Source organism: Mycobacterium sp. EPa45 (genome assembly GCF_001021385.1).
In the GTDB taxonomy this organism is placed as follows: Bacteria; Actinomycetota; Actinomycetes; order Mycobacteriales; family Mycobacteriaceae; genus Mycobacterium.
Genome location: NZ_CP011773.1, coordinates 3,425,492 through 3,442,144, shown reverse-complemented (window position 1 = coordinate 3,442,144; position 16,653 = coordinate 3,425,492). Strand labels below are relative to the sequence as shown.

The 16,653-nt window shown below is 67.1% G+C and carries 19 protein-coding genes; 9 read left to right on the top strand and 10 right to left on the bottom strand.

Features of this window, described 5'->3' with window-relative positions; translation table 11 throughout:
• Nucleotides 1-545: 545 nt before the first annotated feature.
• Both AB431_RS16475 and AB431_RS16470 read right to left on the bottom strand, forming a co-directional pair.
• The gene (locus AB431_RS16475) at nucleotides 546-1,361 is read right to left on the bottom strand and encodes an ANTAR domain-containing protein (RefSeq protein ID WP_047330836.1); all 816 of its coding nucleotides are present in this window, start codon (nucleotides 1,359-1,361) and stop codon (nucleotides 546-548) included.
• A gap of 10 nt (nucleotides 1,362-1,371) precedes the next feature.
• The gene (locus AB431_RS16470; RefSeq protein WP_047330835.1) at nucleotides 1,372-1,683 is read right to left on the bottom strand and encodes an STAS domain-containing protein; all 312 of its coding nucleotides are present in this window, start codon (nucleotides 1,681-1,683) and stop codon (nucleotides 1,372-1,374) included.
• Nucleotides 1,684-2,148: 465 nt separating this feature from the next.
• Between AB431_RS16470 and AB431_RS16465 the strand changes: the two genes are divergently transcribed.
• Entirely contained in the window at nucleotides 2,149-2,592 is a 444-nt protein-coding gene (locus AB431_RS16465; RefSeq protein WP_047330834.1) for a hypothetical protein, read from the top strand.
• Nucleotides 2,593-2,659: 67 nt separating this feature from the next.
• Here AB431_RS16465 and AB431_RS16460 read toward each other — a convergent pair whose 3' ends face one another.
• A complete protein-coding gene (locus tag AB431_RS16460) occupies nucleotides 2,660-3,793 on the bottom strand; it encodes a nitronate monooxygenase (RefSeq protein ID WP_047330833.1) in 1,134 nt (377 codons plus the stop codon).
• Between the two features lie 171 nt (nucleotides 3,794-3,964).
• Here AB431_RS16460 and AB431_RS16455 point away from each other — a divergent pair, with 171 nt between their 5' ends.
• The gene (locus AB431_RS16455; RefSeq protein WP_047330832.1) at nucleotides 3,965-4,243 is read left to right on the top strand and encodes a hypothetical protein; all 279 of its coding nucleotides are present in this window, start codon (nucleotides 3,965-3,967) and stop codon (nucleotides 4,241-4,243) included.
• Here the strand turns inward: AB431_RS16455 and AB431_RS16450 are convergent.
• Nucleotides 4,240-4,587, bottom strand: coding sequence for a hypothetical protein (locus tag AB431_RS16450; RefSeq protein WP_047330831.1), 348 nt, complete (start codon nucleotides 4,585-4,587; stop codon nucleotides 4,240-4,242). The genes AB431_RS16455 and AB431_RS16450 overlap by 4 nt on opposite strands.
• A 75-nt stretch (nucleotides 4,588-4,662) precedes the next feature.
• A complete protein-coding gene (locus tag AB431_RS16445; protein ID WP_047330830.1) occupies nucleotides 4,663-5,739 on the bottom strand; it encodes a diacylglycerol kinase in 1,077 nt (358 codons plus the stop codon).
• A 106-nt stretch (nucleotides 5,740-5,845) separates the two neighbouring features.
• On the opposite strand from AB431_RS16445, the gene AB431_RS16440 reads away from it, so the two are divergent.
• Nucleotides 5,846-6,589: a glucose 1-dehydrogenase gene (locus AB431_RS16440; RefSeq protein ID WP_047330829.1), complete on the top strand. Its 744-nt coding sequence runs from the start codon at nucleotides 5,846-5,848 to the stop codon at nucleotides 6,587-6,589.
• 3 nt (nucleotides 6,590-6,592) lie between these two features.
• Here the strand turns inward: AB431_RS16440 and AB431_RS16435 are convergent, their stop codons facing one another.
• The gene (locus tag AB431_RS16435) at nucleotides 6,593-7,417 is read right to left on the bottom strand and encodes an HAD family phosphatase (protein WP_047330828.1); all 825 of its coding nucleotides are present in this window, start codon (nucleotides 7,415-7,417) and stop codon (nucleotides 6,593-6,595) included.
• 52 nt (nucleotides 7,418-7,469) lie between these two features.
• Between AB431_RS16435 and AB431_RS16430 the strand changes: the two genes are divergently transcribed.
• Complete coding sequence (locus AB431_RS16430) at nucleotides 7,470-7,895, top strand: TIGR03618 family F420-dependent PPOX class oxidoreductase (RefSeq protein ID WP_047330827.1); 426 nt, start codon at nucleotides 7,470-7,472, stop codon at nucleotides 7,893-7,895.
• Here the strand turns inward: AB431_RS16430 and AB431_RS16425 are convergent.
• Nucleotides 7,892-8,788 (bottom strand): DMT family transporter, encoded by an 897-nt coding sequence (locus AB431_RS16425; protein ID WP_047330826.1) that lies wholly within the window; start codon nucleotides 8,786-8,788, stop codon nucleotides 7,892-7,894. The genes AB431_RS16430 and AB431_RS16425 overlap by 4 nt on opposite strands.
• A gap of 95 nt (nucleotides 8,789-8,883) precedes the next feature.
• The gene (locus tag AB431_RS16420) at nucleotides 8,884-11,640 is read right to left on the bottom strand and encodes a sugar-binding domain-containing protein (protein ID WP_082135703.1); all 2,757 of its coding nucleotides are present in this window, start codon (nucleotides 11,638-11,640) and stop codon (nucleotides 8,884-8,886) included.
• A gap of 229 nt (nucleotides 11,641-11,869) precedes the next feature.
• On the opposite strand from AB431_RS16420, the gene AB431_RS16415 reads away from it, so the two are divergent.
• The 3 genes from AB431_RS16415 to AB431_RS16405 are packed head-to-tail and all read left to right on the top strand — an operon-like array spanning nucleotide 11,870 to nucleotide 14,299.
• Complete coding sequence (locus AB431_RS16415; RefSeq protein WP_047330825.1) at nucleotides 11,870-12,535, top strand: GNAT family N-acetyltransferase; 666 nt, start codon at nucleotides 11,870-11,872, stop codon at nucleotides 12,533-12,535.
• A gap of 12 nt (nucleotides 12,536-12,547) precedes the next feature.
• Complete coding sequence (locus AB431_RS16410) at nucleotides 12,548-13,012, top strand: hypothetical protein (RefSeq protein ID WP_047330824.1); 465 nt, start codon at nucleotides 12,548-12,550, stop codon at nucleotides 13,010-13,012.
• A 24-nt stretch (nucleotides 13,013-13,036) separates the two neighbouring features.
• A complete protein-coding gene (locus AB431_RS16405) occupies nucleotides 13,037-14,299 on the top strand; it encodes a competence/damage-inducible protein A (protein WP_047330823.1) in 1,263 nt (420 codons plus the stop codon).
• Here the strand turns inward: AB431_RS16405 and AB431_RS16400 are convergent.
• The gene (locus AB431_RS16400) at nucleotides 14,296-14,553 is read right to left on the bottom strand and encodes a hypothetical protein (RefSeq protein ID WP_047330822.1); all 258 of its coding nucleotides are present in this window, start codon (nucleotides 14,551-14,553) and stop codon (nucleotides 14,296-14,298) included. The two genes, AB431_RS16405 and AB431_RS16400, sit on opposite strands and share 4 nt — an antisense overlap.
• A 261-nt stretch (nucleotides 14,554-14,814) precedes the next feature.
• Here AB431_RS16400 and AB431_RS30015 point away from each other — a divergent pair, with 261 nt between their 5' ends.
• Together AB431_RS30015 and AB431_RS16395 are read left to right on the top strand one after the other, a co-directional pair.
• The gene (locus AB431_RS30015) at nucleotides 14,815-15,042 is read left to right on the top strand and encodes a hypothetical protein (RefSeq protein WP_082135702.1); all 228 of its coding nucleotides are present in this window, start codon (nucleotides 14,815-14,817) and stop codon (nucleotides 15,040-15,042) included.
• Nucleotides 15,043-15,098: 56 nt separating this feature from the next.
• On the top strand, nucleotides 15,099-15,626 hold the full coding sequence (locus AB431_RS16395; RefSeq protein WP_047330821.1) for a hypothetical protein: 528 nt from the start codon (nucleotides 15,099-15,101) through the stop codon (nucleotides 15,624-15,626).
• A 91-nt stretch (nucleotides 15,627-15,717) separates the two neighbouring features.
• Here AB431_RS16395 and AB431_RS16390 read toward each other — a convergent pair whose 3' ends face one another.
• Entirely contained in the window at nucleotides 15,718-16,632 is a 915-nt protein-coding gene (locus tag AB431_RS16390) for an alpha/beta fold hydrolase (RefSeq protein ID WP_047330820.1), read from the bottom strand.
• Nucleotides 16,633-16,653 lie beyond the last annotated feature (21 nt).

The following is a 16,653-nucleotide window of genomic DNA, read 5'->3' as shown; positions in this document are numbered from 1 at the left end:
GCCTGGTCATCGGACACTGGACGCGATCACCGTTCGGCGCGTTCACCGACGTCATGGTGCAGACCGCGGCTGACGAGCGCATCCTGCTGGCACCCGGCGCCGAGGTCGCGGACTTCGTCTCGGACACCTATCAGTTCGACCGCGTCGAGGTCGACACGGTGACGGCCGAGATGTCCGAGGACCGGCTCGAGGTTACTGCCGGTGAGCTTTCCGTCGCTGTCGGTATCGGCGGACCCGCACCCTTGAACCGGCTGTTGCGTCTGGTGCCTGCCCGACTGGCCGTTGCGCCGTGGTGGCTCAGTGCGATCGACCCCGTCGCGTCACGGATCGTGCCGGGCGTCCACACCGCCGGTAGCGCCGGACAGGGACGGCGGGAGTACTACGGCGTCCGGCGTTCCCGCCGCATCGTTTCGGTCAGCGGCAACTTCGGCGGGCATGACCTCGGTGCGGTGGCTCCATTGCTGCCTGCAGTCGGTTTCGGGTTTTCGTCGGCGCCACCGGCCCCTCAGATCGTCGCCGTCACGACGACCATCGACGTGGGCGCGTCAGCCGGCCGGTTCGGCCGGCGTCGACTCGTGGGTGAGCACCGCCCACAACAGACCGGCGGCCTGCCGGGCCTGCTCGTTCGGCACGATGGGCGAGCCCGCCGCGGGTTGTTCGGCCGGGGCGCCGCTGATGTGTTCGACCAACGCCACTGCCAGTGATCGCAGCTTCACGTTGGATTCGTGGCTGGCGCGGCGCAGCGTCGCCCACGCGGTGTCGGCATCGCACATCAGCCGTCCCATGATCGCGCCTTTGGCCTGCTCGATGGCGCCGCGCGACTGCAACACGGCCAGCATGTCGGCAGTCGCGGTCTCGTCCTCCGCTCCGGCTGACACCATGGCCGCCGAGACCAGCTGCTCATAGCCGATGAGGGTGGTGACCGTCGTTGCAGTCGACGGCCGGTCCAGTGCGCAGGACAGCACGACCATGCTGTCGGCCTTCCACACCCCGGGCACCGCGACCACGCCGCGGACCTCGCGCCACGCGGCGCTGTGTTCGGGCACCCGGCTCTCTATGGCCTGCAGGCTCAGCTCAGGCCAGCGTTCATCGGCCCACAGATCCAGCGTCAGGACCGGCATCTGGTAGGTGAAGGCGTCGATGACCGGACCGCCGAGGCCGGCCAACTGGGCTTCGACGATCTCGCCGCCGTAGCCGCGGGCGGCCAGCACCGTCACCTCTTCTTCGTCGAGGCGCCGTTCATGCAGGGTGATCGCCAGTCCGACAGCGTCGGGAAGGTCGAGATGGACACGTTCGAGGATCCGGTCGAACAGCTCGCCCTGCTGGGAATCCTCGCGCGGGTGGAACTCGGGGACGGGCATGGTGTGCGACTCACTCCTGGGTGACGACGGTGGCCACCCGGTCCAGACCGGAGATACCGAGCAGGGTTTTTATCGGTCCCTGGGCCGCCACGATCATCGTGAGCGCGGTTGTCGCGGCGATGGCGAACAGAGCGCGCACCGCCGCGCTGTCGCAATAGCTGACCTGGGACAGGTCAACGGTCAGCCTGGCAGATCCAGCGGCGGCCTTGGCCATGACGTCCTGAAACTGGCTGACATTGGCCAGATCGATCTCGCCGGCGGCAACCACATGCGGCGACTCCACATCGGAGCCCACCGCGACCCGGAACTGGGCCTCTGCCATCAGCGCAACTCCTCGAGTATCTCGGTGGTGGTTCCGATGCACGAACCGTAACGGCAGTTACTCCGCGATTGTCGCGGATGGTTCCAACAGGTGTCGCCGAATCGGAATCCGCAGCCGGTGACCGCCGACCGGGGATCGGGCAGTCGACACCATGTTAGGCCCGAACACCCGCTCTGACCGGTCGCACTCTGATCGGTCGCAGCAACCGATACCGGGCCGCGCGCTGAACCCACCACTCCTCCCGTCGCCATCTCCACCCCCGACGACGTAATCGCCGCGCAGCTTAGCAAGCTTCGATGCGCCCCAAGCTGTCAGCGATGGCAAAACTACCGGGCCATCGCCTCCGACGATTACCGCGGCGCCTTTCGGAGTTCACCGCAGACACACCCGCAACAGCGGTTAGGCTCAAGCCCGAGGGTTGCCGGGGGCAAGGGGCCCGCGGGTTGAGACCTAGAGGGTGGATAGATGCTCCGCGAATTCGTCATCGCAGCGGCCGTTGCCGGCACGGCGCTGGCTGTGGCACCAGCTGCCGCAGCCGACGAACCCCACGGCCCGTTCCCGGGCGATCCGCCGGGCATGAGCTACGAGGCCTATCTGAACGCGCCCTGCTATCGCTGGGACCGGTTCGTCTTCGGCCGCGGACCCGGTGGGGAGCCGCTGGCCTGCCATTGGATTCCGGGGCAGTCGCCGATCGGCATGGACCGTCCGCCGGAGGGCGTTGGCTTCTGGGTGCTCTCGCCCAAGATCTACGGCGTGCAGGCCGTCGGCTCGCCGTGCCCGGGATCGCAGGCCGCGGCCCAGTCGCCCGACGGGCTGCCCATGCTCTGCTTGGGCGCTCAGGGCTGGCAGCCGGGATCGATGCATTCCGGCGACTGGGGCAACGGGAACGACTTCTACCCGGCCAGCTAGGCGTCGAGAACGCAATCAGGGCGAGAGATCCTGGGGATCCTCGCCCTGATTGCACTCTCAGTGCGTGTTAGACCGACGCCGCCTCGTTGAGCTCGTCGAGGCGGGTGGTGGCCTCGAGATACTCCTGCACCCAGCGTTCGATCACCGTCGCGGTCTTCTCGACCTTGGTGAACTGACCGACGACCTGTCCGATCGGATTGAACGCGACGTCGACACTCTCGTTGGGGTACTTGTGCGTGGCCGCGACGGCCATGCCGGAAACCATGTACTGCAACGGCATTCCGAGCGGCTTGGGATTGCCCTCCTTCTCCCAGGCCTCGGTCCACTCATTGCGCAGCATGCGTGCGGGCTTGCCGGTGAACGACCGGCTGCGCACGGTGTCGCGGCTTTCGGCCTTCGCGTACGCGGCGTGTTGCACGTCGGTGTGCTCGGACTCCTCGACCATGACCCACTGCGAGCCCGTCCATGCGCCCTGCGCACCCAGCGCGAGCGCCGCGGCGATCTGTTGGCCGCTGCCGATACCGCCGGCCGCCAGCACCGGCACCGGCGCCACCGCCTTGACGACCTGTGGCCACAGCACGATCGAGCCGATCTCGCCGCAGTGACCGCCGGCCTCGCCGCCTTGGGCGATGATGATGTCCACGCCGGCTTCGGCGTGCTTCTTCGCCTGTGACGGGGAACCGCAGAGCGCGGCGACCTTACGGCCCTCGTCGTGGATGTGCTTGATCATCTCGGCGGGCGGGGTGCCGAGGGCGTTGGCGATCAGCGTGCACTTCGGATGCTGGAGCGCGACCTCAACCTGCGGGGTCGCGGTCGCCTCGGTCCAGCCCAGCAATTGCAGGGCATCGTCGTCGCTGTGCTCGACCGGCACACCGTGGTCGGCGAGAACCTTTTTCGCGAAATCGATGTGCTCCTGCGGGACCAGATCGTTGAGCGTCTTCTTCAGCACCTCGGGGGACAAGTCCGCCGAGTCCATGCCCTCGTATTTGTTGGGGATTACGATGTCGACGCCGTAGTGGTGGTCGCCGATGTTCTCGTCGATCCACTTGAGTTCGATCTCGAGTTGTTCGGGCGAGAATCCGACCGCGCCGAGCACGCCGAAGCCGCCGGCCTTGCTGACCGCCACGACCACGTCGCGGCAGTGGGTGAACGCGAAGATCGGATATTCGATATCGAGGTCGTCGCAAAGGGGAGTGCGCATGGACCGGCTCCTTCAAGCGGGGGGCGTAAGCAGACTGGAACGTGTTCTAGTTTAGTACGGACCGTCGGTGTCAGTTGCAGGTATCCGGCATCGGGGCGCGAACGAATGACTATCGGCCAAACTCCGTGCTTGGAGTACCGTTGACGCGTCTGCTCTTCACGGGGGTGCGGCATGATCTTGTCCAGGCTGGCATCGGCCGGAATCGCCGCGACCGCCCTGACTTCGGTGCTCGCGCCGGCCGCCCCGGCGAGCGCTTCACCGGACTGCACCAACGGCGTCGTCCCGCTCAACCCGTACGTGGTGAACTGCAACCTGCCGCCGCGTGGCAACCAAGTCATGGGCGGCGCGCCCGATGCCGGGGCGATCATCGCGTGCCGGCACAGCCCGATCTGCCTGTCGTACTACGTGAATTACCCGGGCACCCTGATCGTCCCGGGCTATCGCCCCTAGGTCGTCGAGCCGACTCCGCGCCGGTTGCCGACCACCAGCGACCCGCCGGCCACCAGCACGCCGATCACGGCGAGTGGGATCGACCATGCCCGCCGCGACGAGACCGACGACTGGCACTGCGCCACGAAATCGGGGTGCTGGACGATCTGGTTGAGGATCGGCACATTGGCGATGACGTTCTTGTTGTTGGCTTCGCGCGCTGCCGACAGGTCTTCCGAGATCGCGTTACCGCAGCCGATGCTGCCGCCGTTGCCGTCCGAGGTCGACACCGGCACCAAGAGTGCGATCACTCCGGCCACCAGGAGCACCGCGCCCACCAGAAGGATCAAGCGCTTAGCCGCCATGTCCGTGTCTCCTTACGCATCCGTCGAAATCGGTGCGCGGTAAATACCCCGGCGTTGATTCGGTCAAACGCGGCGTCAGGGCTTGGCGAAGAGCTCCACCTCGGAGACCAGCGGCAGGTTCAGGGTGGTGCGGATGCCCGGCGGGGCGGCGACCACCGCGGGAATGGCGTTGACGATGCGGCCGGCGCCGGCCGCAATCGCGGCGTAGTTGTGGTCGCCCTTCTTGCTCGTCGGGCAGATGTCGACGCGGTAGGACGGCTCACCGGTGATCTCCACGCGGTAGGAGCCGCCGGGCTGGGCCGGCTGCGCCCAGTCCGGCCGCAGGTCTTCCCGGAGCCGGGTCACGTGCTCGACGACGATCGCCGCGTGGTCGCCGACCATGCCCTTGATCTCGAATCGCACCGCGGCCACGCCGCCCTTCGGGATGTGGCCGGCGGCGACGTCGAAAGACTCTGGGGCAGGCTCACGTTCGTAGCTTTCGGTGATCGAGTCCAGAGAGATGTTCAGCCCGGCCGCGAGCTGGCGGATGCCGCAGCCCCAGGCGATGCCGAGCACACCGGGCTGGAACAGCATCGGGACCTCGTCGAGCGGCTTGCCGAACCCCATGACGTCGAACATCACGATCGCGCCGTCGTAGGTGGCGTAGTCGGCGATCTCCATACAGCGCACAGCCTCGATGCTCTGACAGGTGCTGGCGAACGCCAACGGAATCAGGTCGGTGACGAAGCCGGGGTCGACGCCGTTGATGTATATGCTCGAATTGCCAAGGCGGCCAGCGGATTCCAACGGCTCGATGTACTTGTCCGGCATCACATGCCAGGGGAACTGCAGCACCACCGGGGCGGAGCCGACGACGTTGATACCGGCCGCCAGGATCTTGCGGACATCCTCCATCGCCTGCGGCATGCGGTTGTCACCCATCGCGCAGTAGACGGCGCACTCGGGCTCTCCGGCCAGGACCGCGTCGAGGTCCTTCGTGGCCAGGATTCCGGTCTTGATATCCAGGCCGGCCAGCTCGCCCGCGTCCTTGCCCACCTTCTCGTCGGCCGACACGCACAATCCGGTCAGCTCGAATCCCGGGTTCTCGATCAACTCGGATAGCGCTATGCGTCCGACGTTTCCGGTGCCGATATGGGCAACGCGGATGGCCATGACTTCTCCTCATGCTCGGGTCTGCGGTGGGATCAGTATGCGCACTCCAGCGCGAAACTGGAACAAGTTCTACTTCGAGAAATTCGCTGCGGTAGCCTGTCGGCTCATGGGACGCGTAGACGACAAGGTAGCCATCATCACCGGTGGCGCACAGGGGATGGGTGCCGCTGACGCGCGGATGCTGGTCGCCGAGGGCGCCAAGGTCCTCATCGGGGACATCCTCGATGACAAGGGCAAGGAGCTCGCCGACGAGTTGGGCGACGCCGCGCGCTATGTGCACCTCGACGTCAGCGACGCCGACCAGTGGGCGGCTGCCGTCGAGACCGCCGTCACCGAGTTCGGCAAGGTCAACGTGCTGGTCAACAACGCCGGCATCGTCCAGGTCGCGCCGCTGAAATCGCTCGACGTGGAGCGCTGGAAGAAGGTTCTCGACGTCAACCTGACCGGCGCGCTGCTCGGTATCAAAGCGGTGCTGGAGCCGATGAAGGCCGCCGGCGGCGGGTCGATCATCAACGTGTCCTCCATCGAGGGCATGCGCGGCGCCTCATGGGTGCACAGCTACGTGGCGTCCAAGTGGGGCCTGCGCGGCCTGACGAAATCGGCTGCGCTGGAACTGGCCTCGGACAACATCCGGGTCAACTCGGTGCACCCGGGCTTCATTCGCACACCGATGACCAAGCACCTGCCCGAGGACATGGTCAGTGCCCCGCTGGGCCGTCCGGGTCGGCCCGAGGAGGTTGCCACCTTCATCGTGTTCCTGGCCAGCGACGAGTCGTCGTTCTCCACCGGCTCGGAGTACGTCGTCGACGGCGGCCTGATCACCGACGTCCCACACCGGGCGATGCCCTAGCCCCTAGTCGCGTCTGCGCGTCCGCAGCGCCAGAGACCCGAACGCCGCGCCGAGGGCCGCGCGCCCCAGCGCGGGGAAGTGGCCCATCGCATTGGCTGCGCTGCTGCGACGGCCCGGAAGCGACAAGCGCAGCACCGGCCAGTCGTTCGCCGCAGCTTTCGCCGCCAGGCCCGGCCGCGGGTTGACCGGGCGCGGATGGCCGACCAGCGTCATCAGCGCGGCATCCTCGTCGCCGTCGGCGTAGAAGTAGCTGCGGGCCAGGTCGATCCCGTTGGACTCGCAGAACCGTTGCACCGCAGCGGCTTTCTGTCGCCCCCACACGACGGGCTTGGTGATGGTCCCGGTCAACCGGCCGTCGCCGTCGAGTTCGAAGGTGTTGCAGACGACGTCGGTGATGCCCAGCGCGCGGGCCACCGGCTCGGCATGGATGGTCAGGGCTGACGAGCTCAACACGACCGTGTGTCCGCGCGCCCGGTGTGCGGCGACGATATCGCGCATCAGCGGATACACCCGCGCGGCGATCTGTTCGGCGTAGAGCCGCTCGCCGATCTCATCGAGCTCGGCCAGTGATTCGCCGCGCAGATAGCCCGCGGCGCGGACCAGCAGCCGCTCGAACTGCATCCGGCCCAGCTTGTAGCGCAGGGAGGCCTCGATCACCCCGAGCACCTCGCCGATCCTGGCCTGCCCCCGCCGGACCCGGTCGCTGGCGTGCGCGGTCGCGGTGAACCCGGCGACCAAGGTGCCGTCCAGGTCGAAGAACGCACCGACCGCCGGGCCCGGGGGGCTTCCGGCGATCTGGGTCAGTGGATCCGATGACAGCGCCACCACACCATCATGCCGAGGTGGGAATGCCCGGCGCCGTGTGGTGTTGCACACTCACATGTTGCTCAACGCCGCGGCACGCGCTCTGATCGGCTCCGGTGCCGACGCCACCTTGGTCACCCTCAATCCGGACGGCAGCCCACAGGTGTCATTGGTGTGGGTCGCACTGCAACGCGGTGAGGACGGCGACGAACTGGTCGTCGCAAGCCTGGCCGATCGCAAAAAGGTCCGCAACGTGCGCCGTGACGGCCGCGTCGCGCTGACCATCATCTCGAGCGAGCCGGGCGAAGTACGACGCCCCTATCTGGCGGTGACCGGCACAGCCCGCATCGTCGAGGGCGGGGCGCCCGAACTGCTGCGGCAACTCGCGTCGGTGATGGTCTCCGACGACGGCGTGGTGTTCCCACCCGAGGACGCGCCACCGGGATACCTCACCCGGATCCGGATCGACGCCGTCGGCGGCATCGGGCCCTGGGCGCCCTAGCCGCGCGGGCGGTTCTTGGCGCTCGCTTCGAGCTCCTCTTCCCACGCACCCTCGTCACGTCCGAGTGCGATGGTGGCAGCGGCCATGGCCCCGACGGCGACGGCCAGCACCAGCGCTACCGGTTTGGTGACCGCGAGGTGCTCCCCGAGGACCACCTCACCGAACAACACCGCGATCACCGGTTCCAGGACCAGCATCGCCGGCACCGACGCGCGCAACGACCCGGCGTGAAATGCCGACTGCTGCAGCAGGGTTGCGACAACACCGACGGCGAGGACGACGTATAGCACCGGTGAGGTGAACAGCCGCACCATGTTGCCTTCACGCACGATGTGCATGACGAGTTTGGTCAGCACGGCCACCACACCGAAGAGGACGCCGACGCCAACCGCCAGCAGGATCGCCCGCCGCCAGTCCGAGAGTCGCAGCGCTATCAGCAGGCAGCCCGCCACGAACAGCAGGCTGATCCCGGCCACCACCACGGCAGGCAGCGTCGCGCCGTCGTAGTCACCGGGCTTTGTACGGGCCAGCAACACGAATACCGCCAGCGCGAGGGTGAGCACCACGGCCCACATCCACTCGGCGCGGGACACCCGGCGGTGGGCCAGCCGCGCGCTCAGCGGCAGCGCGAACAGCAACGCCGACACCATGAGCGGGGCGACCAACAGCAGCGAGCCATAAGCCAGCGCGACCGCCTGGAACGCGTAGCCCGTCACCGCGGAGGCGGTGCCGGCCCACCACAGCCGGCGCCGCAACAACGTCGACACCATCATGGTGCTGACACCTTGGTCGGCGGGCACGTCCATGGTGGCCCGCTGACGGACCACGATGCCGATGGCGGCGAACACCGCACCGGCAAGGGCGGCTGCCACGACGAGTGCGTGCTGCAGCAATCTCCGTCCCTTCCACGGTGTCTCTCCGGCGGCGTCACCACCGAATCTAGGGCACGCGCGTATGTCGCGACGTCAGCGAGGTCGCGCCGCGTGTGTCAGCGAACCTGCGCGACCACCGGTGTGCTGTTGTACCCGGTGACCCTGACCCACGCCGGGGCGGGCCCGGAGTCCGGTACCCGGCCCTTGATCTGGACCGTCTCCCCGGGGAACACGGTCACATAGTTGTCGTCGTATTCGATCGGCAGGATCTCGTCGGCGAGCGGGCCGGTCAGCAGTTCGGCGCGCTCGAAGAAGGCGATGTCCCGCGTCGGGTTGTGCACGCTGATCGTGACGTCGCGGCCGGCGTCGTCCCCGCCGGTGGCGCTGACGTCCAGCGGCACCTTCGGCATGGCGTTCAATGCGGTCATATCGGCCCAGCTGACCTGATTGGAGTTGAACGCCGCATCGTTGGCCGGCGGGCCGACGTCGTCGGCCTGGCGGGACTGCCAGTAGACGTTGTTCGCGACGACGTTGCCGGACGGGTCGATGAGCTCGGCGCGCACGAAGAACACGGGGGCGTCGGCCGGCCCGGGCGGCAGCGTCATCGCCTGCACCGCGCCGCCCGGGTCGACGGTGATGTCGTCGGCGGCCCGGTCGTCGCGCAGCGCGCCGTTCAAGCCGTAGATGCGCACCCGGACACGCAGGTTCTCGCGGGTGTCGGGCGTCTGGTTCACCACGAACACCCGGGCCTGGCGATGATTGCCGGTCGCGTAGGAGTCGAACACCACCGACAGCGGCTGCAGCCCTTTCTTGGCGCCGTAGTACGCGCCGCCGGGACGCAGGTAGTAGTCGAAGATGTTGCCGAAGAACGACGGCCAGTGGCTGTTGAGCATCCAGTAGATCGTCATCTTGTGCCCGTCCCAGCCGTTGGCCGCGAACGACTCGAACTGGGCGCGGGTGGCCTCGTAGTGGGCCAGCTGCGCCTTGTCGGCGAACATCCGCGCGTTGGTGGACGGCCCGTAGCGGCGGTCGATGACCCGCTGGACGTTGGCCAACCGCGAGTTCTGCGGGTCCGATCCGGCGTGGAAGAACCAGGTGTCGTTGATCGGCCACAGCTTGTCCGGCGGGATGAACTTCTGCAGGCTCGCGAACGGTGGGATGTGTTCGTTGTCGCCCTGTTCGGCCGAGGAGCCGCGGGCCGCGCCGTACTGGCCGGCGAACCAGTACGACGGTGGGCGCCAGGTGTAAGGGCCGGCCATCTGGATGCCGTCCCACACCTGCTGGCCGTCGGCGTCGCGGTTCAACGACGACACCGTGTCGACGGTGGCGTTCTGCCAATGCAGGTCGGACAGGATCTGGTGATAGTCGGCCAGCACTTCTGCCGGCGGCCGGCCGTCGCTGCCGTTGGCCCACACGAACACCGAGGCGTGCGAGCGCAGCATCTCGATCTGCGAGCGCATGCTGTCCTGCGAGACGCGCCGATCCTCGTCGTCCCATTGCTGCCACTTCTCCCACTGGTTGCAGCACATCCAGCCGTACATCAGCGGGATGCCGAGTTCGTCGGCCTGCTCGACGAACCGCTGCGACGAGATCTTGGACTCCAGTCGCAGCATGTTCAGCCCGAGGTCCTTGACGTAGCGCAGGATCGCGGCGTCGCGCTCGGGGTCGTACTTGTAGAGCAGGTCGGGCGTGTACGTGGCGCCGCGCACCAGGAAGTTCTTGCCGTTGACCTGGAGGTAGAAGTTGCCGCCGGTGCCAAGGTCGGCGAACGTGTCGTCGGAGTCGCGGCCCTGGGTGATGGTGCGGATGCCGAACTTCTGTGTCGCCACCTCGGTGGCCTGGCCGTTCTGCACGAACTCGAGCTTCAGGTCGTAGAGGTTCGGCTGCCCCATCGTGTACGGCCACCACAGGTCCGGGTGGTCGACGATCAGGGCATCGAAACGGTCGGGGCTCAGCGTGACCTCACGCTGCTCGCCGGGCATCAGCGTCACGGGTTCGTCGATGCGGATGGGTGCTTTGCCCTCGCGGGTGATCGAGGTGCGCAATACGCCGCGCATCTTTTCGCGTCCGTAGTTGCGCAGCGGGGCGTAGACCGTCAGCCGAGCGCTGTCGGTGTCGGGCAGCGGGAGATCGGTGTTGACCGTGGCCTCACCGATCGACACCCGTCCGGATGTCTTGAGGTACACCGGTTTCCAGATACCGGCATTGCGGTCGGGCACGAAGGAATTGCCGTTCGCCGGGTTCTTGTCGGGCCCCTGGTAGCCCAGGTACCGCCAGTTGATCCAGTCGTACCAGCTGTCGGCGAGTTCGACGCCGCTGACGTCCTGGATGGCCCGTTCGGGGGTCACCTTGACGGCCAGGGTGTTGGGCTGGCCGGGCTGAATCCAGCGCGAGACGTCGAGTTCGTGGTCGTTGTACATGCCGACGACCTGCCGGTTGTCGGCGACGCGACGGCCGTTGAGCCAGACCTCGGCGCGGTAGTTGATGCCCGGGAAGTCCAGAACGTAGGTCGGATAGTCGCTCGGTGCGGTGAAGGTGGTGCGGTACCACCAATCCTGTTCGTAGAGGTCCTGCGGGACCTCCTGGAGCAGGTTCTTGCCGTAATAGAGGTTCGGGTACACGCCGTCGTCCTGCAGCGTCTCCAGAACGGTGGCCGGCATCCGTCGCACCGGGTGCCATGCCGCGGCGTCATAACCGTCGGCCGAGATGGTCGCGCCGTCGGCGGCGAGGCCTTGTGCCGAGGTGAGCCGCCAGCCGTCGGCCAGCTCGATGTCTTGCGCGGGATGCGGTTGCGGACCGCCCAACACGCGCAGGTCTCCCGCGCAGAGCAGCAAGAGCAGCAAGACGGACAGCGTCCCGAAGGTCTTCGCCACCGTCCCCAAACTCCTCTTGTCGAGATCCGCGACAGGACACCGTCGCGCAACCGGTCATCTGCCGCGCGTTCATCTTGGCAGAGCGGTGGCGCAATGGCCGTATCTGGTTCATGTGCAACGTCGCACAGTGAGCTCGCGTGCGGGCCGCACCGTGACTCCGAGATCCAGGTTAGTCGCGGAGTTCGGCGCAGCGCCGCCGAACTCGGGCGGGCGGATCTACGCTGGGGCCATGACCGCCCAAGACCGTGCCGCCGCCCGCCGCGAGATAGCCGATGCACTACTCAACGCGCTCGAGCGCCGCCACGAGGTGCTCGACGCGATCGTCGCCTCTGACAATCGGGACTCTGCAATCACTGCCGTCAGCGCGCTACTCGGCACGTCACGCCGGGGTACCGAAGCCGTCCTGGGCCTGTCGTTCGATCAGGTGACGCGGGACTCGCGCGACCGCATCACCGCCGAACTGCGCGACCTCAACAGCCAACTGTCCTTCACCCTGGGGGAGCGGCCGGCCAGTACCGATGAGAGCCTGCAACTGCGTCCGTTCTCCGACGAGTCCGACCGCGACATCTTCGCCACCCGTACCCAGGAGGTCGGCGCGGCGGGTGACGGTTCAGGCGCGCCGGCCGGAAATCTGGACGACGAAATCCGCTTGGCGCGTGACAGATTGAGCGCCGAGGAGGCGGCCTGGTTCGTCGCCATCGACGGCGAGGACAAGGTTGGCCTGGTGTTCGGCGAGTTGGTCGGCGGGGAGGTCAACGTGCGAATCTGGATACATCCCGACCACCGCAAGAAGGGTTACGGCACGGCAGCCCTGCGGAAGTCGCGCTCGGAGATGGCGGCCGCATTCCCCGCGGTGCCGCTGGTCGTTCGCGCTCCCGGCGCGGCGCCGCGCTGACCGGGTGACCGGATGAACATCGCGGTACAGATCGGCGCGTTGGTGGTCGGCATCGCCGTGGTGCTCGGACTGATCGCCGGCGTCATCGTGCTGATCTACCGAGGCAAGTACCGCGCCGCCTCCGGACAGCTGACGAGTGAACTGGCGGTCGAGACCGTCATCCGGCCATTCGAGAAGGGGAACTACCGGGGCGCCACCGCACCGGGCTACCCGGCGGTGAAGAACAACGGCCGTATCGCCCTGACGAGGCGGCGTCTGGTCTTCCTCACGCTGACCGGCACCACGATCAGCATTCCGTTGGACACCATCACCGGGCTGCGGCTGGCGAAGACATTCAAGGGCAGCGTCGCCGGCGGCTGGACGCACCTGCTGGTGCGCACTGCCGGCGGGGAGATCGGCTTCTACGTCACGGACACTGCGGCTTGGCTGCAGGCTCTCGGTGAGGCCACCGGGCGCAAGCCCGATCCCGTGGCCTGATCGCTACTGCGTAATCTCGCCGGTATGAGCGTGCGCGCGGGAATCGTGGTCACTGGCACCGAGGTCCTGACGGGGCGCGTCGCAGATCGCAACGGCCCTTGGGTGGCCGACCGCCTGCTGGAACTGGGCGTCGAGCTGGCCCACATCACGATCTGCGGCGACCGGCCCGCCGACATCGAAGCACAGCTTCGCTTCCTCGCCGCCGAGGGCGTCGACCTGATCGTCACCACCGGTGGCCTCGGCCCGACCGCCGACGACATGACCGTGGAAATCGTGGCGCGCTTCTGCGGACGCGAACTGGCGCTCGACGCGGAACTGGAAGCCAGGATCGCCGCGATCCTGCGGAATCTGATGGCGCGCTTCACCGGTGTCGATTTCGATGCGGTGCGTGCGGCCAACCGCAAACAGGCGATGGTGCCGGTCGGCGCCCACGTCCTCGACCCGGTGGGAACCGCGCCGGGCGTCGTCGTCCCTGGTTCGCCGACGGTGCTGGTGCTTCCCGGCCCGCCGCGTGAACTTCAGGCGATGTGGCCGGCCGCCGTCGCGGATGAGGCCTTCCAGCAGGCCGTCGCCGGGCGGACCGTCTACCGCCAGGAGACGGTCCGGATGTTCGGGCTGGCCGAGTCCGGGTTGGCCGAGACCTTGCGCGAAGCCGAGGCGCTGCCGGGCTTCACCGACCTGGAGACCACCTGCCTGCGCCGTGGCGAGGTGGAAATGGTCACCCGCTACGAACCGCACAGCGCGCCGGCCTATGCGCAGCTGATGGAACTGATCCGGGCCCGGCACGGTGAACTGGTGTTCTCTGAGGATGGCTCCCTGGTCGATGATCAGGTCGCGCGACTGTTGGCGGGGCGGCGCATCGTGACGGCGGAGTCGTGCACGGCGGGCTTGCTGGCGGCACGGCTCACCGACCAGGCCGGTTCGTCGGCCTACGTGGCAGGTGCGGTGGTGGCTTATGCGAACGAGGCGAAGGTGGATGTGCTGGGGGTCGATCGCGCGCTCATCGACACCCGCGGCGCGGTCTCCCAGGAGGTGGCCGAGGCCATGGCCGCCGGGGCGTTACGCCGGTTCGGCGCAGATACCGCGGTCGCGATCACCGGTATCGCCGGGCCGGGTGGCGGGACGGAAGCCAAACCGGTAGGGACGGTGTGTTTTTGCGTGATGCTGGGTGACGGCACGACGGTCAGCCGCTCGGTTCGGCTACCCGGTGAGCGCGCAGACATCAGAGAGCGGTCCACCACAGTGGCAATGCACCTACTGCGGCGAACTCTGCTCGGATTGGCTTAAGTCAGACAGCCTTCGGCATCGGCGACGACGAGCTCGTCGGGATTGCACAGCGCATACATGCGCGCTCCGAGGTCGGCGAGTTCGAGAATGATCTCGGCGCGGTCCAGTCCGGCTTCGAGAGCCTCGCCGAGCAGTAGACCGATGTCGATACGGCGATTCTGCGCACCATCGGCATTGATGCCATCCGCGTGCGATATCCGCGCGGCACGGATCATCCGCCACGCGTAATTGCGTTCTGCGAGCACGTCGTTCATATCTGCACCTTTCGACGGCGGTGCTCATGACTCGAGCGTCAATACACCGGCGACCCCCATTACCCCTATTAGCTTCTCCTGTGTCCGCGCTTACCGACAGGGACTTCTGGCCCATGCCGGTGGGGGCATTGGACATAAGCCGGAGTCAGTTCGCGTACAACACAAATTGACCAACACGTCCGAAATTACCGCGACCGGCGCAATAGCTCACGTACCGTAGGACGGTCCTATTCACCGCGACCCTAATGTGGAGCGACTTTCATGCGAAAATTCATCTTGGGTATTGCGACGGCAGGAATGATTGCCGGTTCGCTGGCCGGCGCAGTGTCCGCCAATGCCGCATCGACGACCACTCCCACGCCGTATGGCCCGGGGCATTCACCGGTGATCACCGCGCTGGATTGTCGAGGAGGAACCGGCGACATGGGTTGTGGCGCAGGCTTTTTCTGGCGCGACGGCTGGCGCGGCTGGGGTTGCTACCCGTGCTGATCGCTTTCGCCGAATAACCCGTCATTCATTCCTTTCCTGAACGGAAGACTTCGAATATGAACTCTCGTTGTATCGGCGGTCTGACCGCCGCTCTGTTGTCGGCCGGTATGTCTCTTGGCGCCGGCTTGGCATCCGCCGACCCCGGTGATTACACCGTCCTGTTGATCGATCCGAACATTGTGACCGACTCGCTGGCCTATACCGCGGGCCCGCCGACCCTCAACCCCGGCGGTCAGCCCGGCGCCATGACGGTCTACACCCACCGCGACGGGCGCACGATCACCGACACCGTATGGGTGTTGCGTGATCCGGGTGCCGCCGCCGGTGCAATCAGTTCGGCGCAGGCGGCCACGCCGGTCGCCAACCAGAAGTCGGTGGCCGCTCCGGTCGGACAGGGCGGACAACTGATCACCGGGACGTCCCCGGATGGCACGCGATCGCTGAGCGTTCTGTATTTCACCGAAGGCAATGCCGCTTCGGCACTGGAGTTCTCCGGCCCCGTCGCCGACCCGGCGCCCAACGATCTGGTGATCGAGTTCGGCCAGAAGCAGGACGCGTTGATCAAGAGCCAACTCGGCGCTTAGTGACTCGATGCCCGCGTCGCGCCGGATCAATCCGCGCGGCGCGGGCACTTTCGTCGAATCGCGGTGATTCCGAGGCTAATTGAACCTTGAGTTACGCGTTCTCGTCGCGATCCCACAGCTCCAGCATGGCGCGCAGGATCTCCTCGGCGCGGCCCAGGCCGGCCAGGTGGCTCTCACCGGGCAGGGTGTAGAGCTGCGCGTCGGGCAGCTTGGACACCACGTGCTGTCCATGCGCGAACGGCACGATGTGGTCTTTGTCGCCGTGCCACCACCGGACAGGCACCTTCACCTCGTCGAGGCGGAATCCCCAGTCCCGGGCGAACACCACGATGTCGGCCAGTGGGGCCGCCAGCTGCTTGCGGCTGCCGTTGAGCAGGTCGTCGAGGAACATCGCCTTGAATTCCGGTCGCACCAGCATCTTGCGGTCACCCTCGGGGGAGATGCTGGCATAGATGTAGAGGGCGGGCTCCGCCACCGGCTTGATCAGCCGGATCAAGCTGACGGCCGCGAGACGCAGCGGCGCGCCGGCGACCTCGATGAGCGGGGCCGCGGCCGTGCCCACCTTCATCAACCCGCCTTTGATGGCCTCGGGCCCGACGGTCGGTGCCACCCCGCCAAGCACGGCGGCAGCCACGACCCGTTCGGGCATCGCGGTCGCACAGCCCAGCGTGTACGGACCGCCGCCGGACAGCCCGACGACGGCCATCTTGTCGACCCCGAGGGTGTCGGCGATGATCGCCAGGTCCTTCGAAAACGCCAACACATTTTCGTACTGGTACGGGGTGGACGATCCGATCCCGGGCCGGTCGACCCCGATGAGCCGAATGTCGTTCTGTTCGGCGAACACTCGCGCTTCTACCGGGATCTGCCGTCGAGCGCCGGGCGTACCGTGCAACCAGAAGACGGCCCGGCCCTGGGCACAGCCGAACTCGGCGAAACCGATCTGACGGTCCTCCGAGACGGCGATATTGCCCTCCAGCTTGGGACGAGCGATAGCGACAACCATAGGCACAGTGTCTCACGCCGG